This is a genomic window from Streptomyces flavofungini (assembly GCF_041028215.1).
GTDB lineage: Bacteria > Actinomycetota > Actinomycetes > Streptomycetales > Streptomycetaceae > Streptomyces > Streptomyces flavofungini_B.
On record NZ_JASKYR010000902.1, the window covers coordinates 1 to 2,756 of the forward strand.

3 protein-coding genes are annotated in these 2,756 nt (G+C 71.3%); all 3 read right to left on the reverse strand.

Features of this window, described 5'->3' with window-relative positions; all coding sequences use genetic code 11:
• Nucleotides 1-282: 282 nt before the first annotated feature.
• On the reverse strand, nucleotides 283-1,032 hold the full coding sequence (locus AB8Z36_RS36265; protein WP_369217646.1) for an SDR family oxidoreductase: 750 nt from the start codon (nucleotides 1,030-1,032) through the stop codon (nucleotides 283-285).
• A gap of 6 nt (nucleotides 1,033-1,038) precedes the next feature.
• Complete coding sequence (locus AB8Z36_RS36270) at nucleotides 1,039-1,491, reverse strand: Rrf2 family transcriptional regulator (protein ID WP_369217647.1); 453 nt, start codon at nucleotides 1,489-1,491, stop codon at nucleotides 1,039-1,041.
• Between the two features lie 74 nt (nucleotides 1,492-1,565).
• A partial coding sequence (locus AB8Z36_RS36275) for an acyltransferase family protein (protein WP_369217648.1) occupies nucleotides 1,566-2,756 on the reverse strand: 1,191 nt, incomplete at its 5' end.

Genomic DNA, 2,756 nt, shown 5'->3' on the forward strand with positions numbered 1-2,756 from the left:
TTCAACTACCGCATGCTGCGGACCTCTTGCCGCCCCGGCTTCCGCCCGACCGCACCGGCCGTCGGCCGCCACCCCGCCCCCGGACCGCCGGGACGGTCAGAGCCTGTGTCATATCCCCGGTCGGACCAGCGTGCGGCGTCTGGTGCGTGCGATCGCAAGGCGCCGGAGAGCCCTCGTAGCGGAGCTACTAGGGCTTTTCGGTAACGCGGCGAGGGTGCGTACCAGGCGTCGCACGCCCGGCCGGGGATATGACACAGGCTCTCAGAGCCGATCACCTGACCATCAGACCTGGTTGGCGCCCCCGTCGACGAAGAGTTCGATACCGGTGACGAAGCTGCTCTGCTCACTGGCGAGGAAGAGCGCGGCGGCAGCGGCCTCTTCCGGGCGGCCCATGCGGCCCAGGGGAACCTGGCTCGCGAAGAAGTCCCACAGCTTGGCCGCCTCCTCGGGGTTGGGGGCGAGACCGGCGCTGCCGGGGGTCGCGATGGGCCCCGGGACGAGGGTGTTGACCCGGATCTTGCGATGCCGGAGCTCGTTGGCCCAGGTCCGGGAGAAGGAGCGGATGGCCGCCTTGGACGCGGCGTAGACGCCGAACGCCTCACCGCCGGAACCCGCCGCTGTGGAGCCCGTGAGGATGACCGAGGCCCCGTCGTTCAGCAGGGGAAGCGCCTTCTGGACGGTGAAGAGCATGCCGCGCACATTGGTGCCGAAGATGGCATCGAAGTGCTCTTCGGTCACGCTCTCCAGCGCGGCGAACTCGCCGCCCCCGGCATTGGCGAAGAGCACGTCCACGCGCCGCCCCTGGTCGGCGACGGCGGCGTAGAGCCGGTCGATGTCGGCGAGATCGGACACATCGCCCCGGACTCCGGTGGCGTTCGGACCGATCTCGGCCACCGCGGCGTCGAGCGCCTCCTGCCGCCGCCCGGTGATGAACACATGCGCGCCCTCGGCGGCGAAGCGCTTGGCGCCCGCCAGTCCGATGCCGCTGTTCCCGCCGGTGACGACGGCGGTCTTTCCGTCGAGCTGCCCCATGACAGATCAGTGCTCCAGTTCTGTGGTCTCGGAGTCGGCCAGGACGTCCTTGAGGACGTCGGCCAGCGTGATCGCCGCCAGCTCGGCCCGCACGGCGTCCTCGACGCGCGCGTACGCGGTACGCATCACGGGCCGGATGCCGGAACCGATCGGACAGGCGAGATTGGGCTCGGAGCGGTGCACGGCGAACAGGGGCGCCGGATCGATCGCCTCGTACACGTCCCGCAGGGTCATGTCCTCAAGCGGCCTGGCAAGCGCCCATCCCGCCTCGGCGCCCCGCCGGGAGTACACAAGACCGGCGTCGCGCATCCGCCCGAGCAGCCGCCGGATGACGACGGGGTTGGTGTTGACGCTGCCCGCGATCCGCTCGGACGTGGCGACCCCGCCCTCGCGCCGGTGGTGCAGTTCGATCCACGTCAGAGCGTGGGCCGCCACGGTGAGCTGACTGTTGCCCGCCACAGGATCACCCCTTTCGATGCACTGATGTAACCGTAATGGTTACATCCGATGCCGTCAAAGGGGCCCGCGTGCCGTCACCGCGGCCGCGAGTCCAGGGTGCAGGCGCCCGTCACTCCGGTACGGACAGTCGGCAGAGCGCCTCTCCGGCGCAGCGGTGTCTCCCAGAAGTGGTGGACCAGGAGGGAGGCCGCCAGGGCGAGTACCGCGAATCCGGCGGCGAGCAGCACCCCCGTGGAGGCGGAGAAGGTGCGGTCGGCGCCCAGCGCGTGGCGGTAGGCGAGCAGGAGCGGCCAGTGCACGATGTACAGCGCGTACGAGGCCTCGCCCAGGGAGGTCATGAGGGGGCCGGAAAGCAGGGTGGGCCGGTTGTCCAGGTCGGTCAGGGCCGCGTAGGCGATGAACAGGGCGAAGGGCACGGCGGCTTGGGCGCCGAGGCGGAAGGCGGGCGGTGCCAGGGCGGTCAGCACTGCGGTCGAGGCGATGGCCAGGGCGAGCGGTGTGGCCAGGCGCGATGGCGGCACCTGGAGCCTGCGTTCGCCCCGCAGGAGCAGTGCGGTGAGCATGCCGAGGGCGAACTCCGCCAGGCGTACGGGCGGGAAGAAGTAGAGCAGCCACAGCTTGGGCAGGCCGGATGCGAAGTCCGGCTCCACCGGGCTGATGAGGGCGGCCGTCAGGGGCGCGGCCAGCGTCGCGGCGGCGGTCGCCGCCCAGGCGGCGGGCAGCCATCGACGCGGGATGGCACGGGCACCGATGATCAGCGCGGGGAACAGGGCGTAGAAGAACACCTCGCAACTGATGGACCAGGAGGGGACGTTGAAGCACGCTCCGGCCGCCCACGCCGGTGTCCAGTTCTGCAGGAGCAGCACACTGGCCGTGGCCAGGGAGACGGTGCAGCGCCCCTGGGTCCCGTCGACCGGTGAGCGTGCCGAGGTGAGGGCGACGAACGCCACCGCCCCGGCCCAGCCGAGCAGATGGTTGGGGGCGATCCGCCAGAAGCGCTGCCGCCAGAAGGCGCGGGCGGGGCCGTCCGCCCGGTGGGTCCAGGTCAGGACATAGCCGGAGAGCACGAAGAAGCCGCTGACCGCGGCCTCGGCGCCCTCCTTGAGCCAGGAAACCGACCGGACGACGCCGGGGTCGGTGAACCAGGCCGGGTCCCACAGGGCGTGGCAGGCCAGCACGGTGAGCGCCAGGACGAAGCGCAGCCCCGTGAGGGAGGGCAGGAGCCGTACCGGTACGGCGGTCGTGGCGCGCAGGGTGCCGTCGGT

Coding starts and splice junctions, on each gene's coding strand:
- AB8Z36_RS36265 (WP_369217646.1), bottom strand. CDS start 1,032: ATGGGGCAGCTCGACGGAAAGACCGCCGTCGTCACCGGCGGGAACAGC.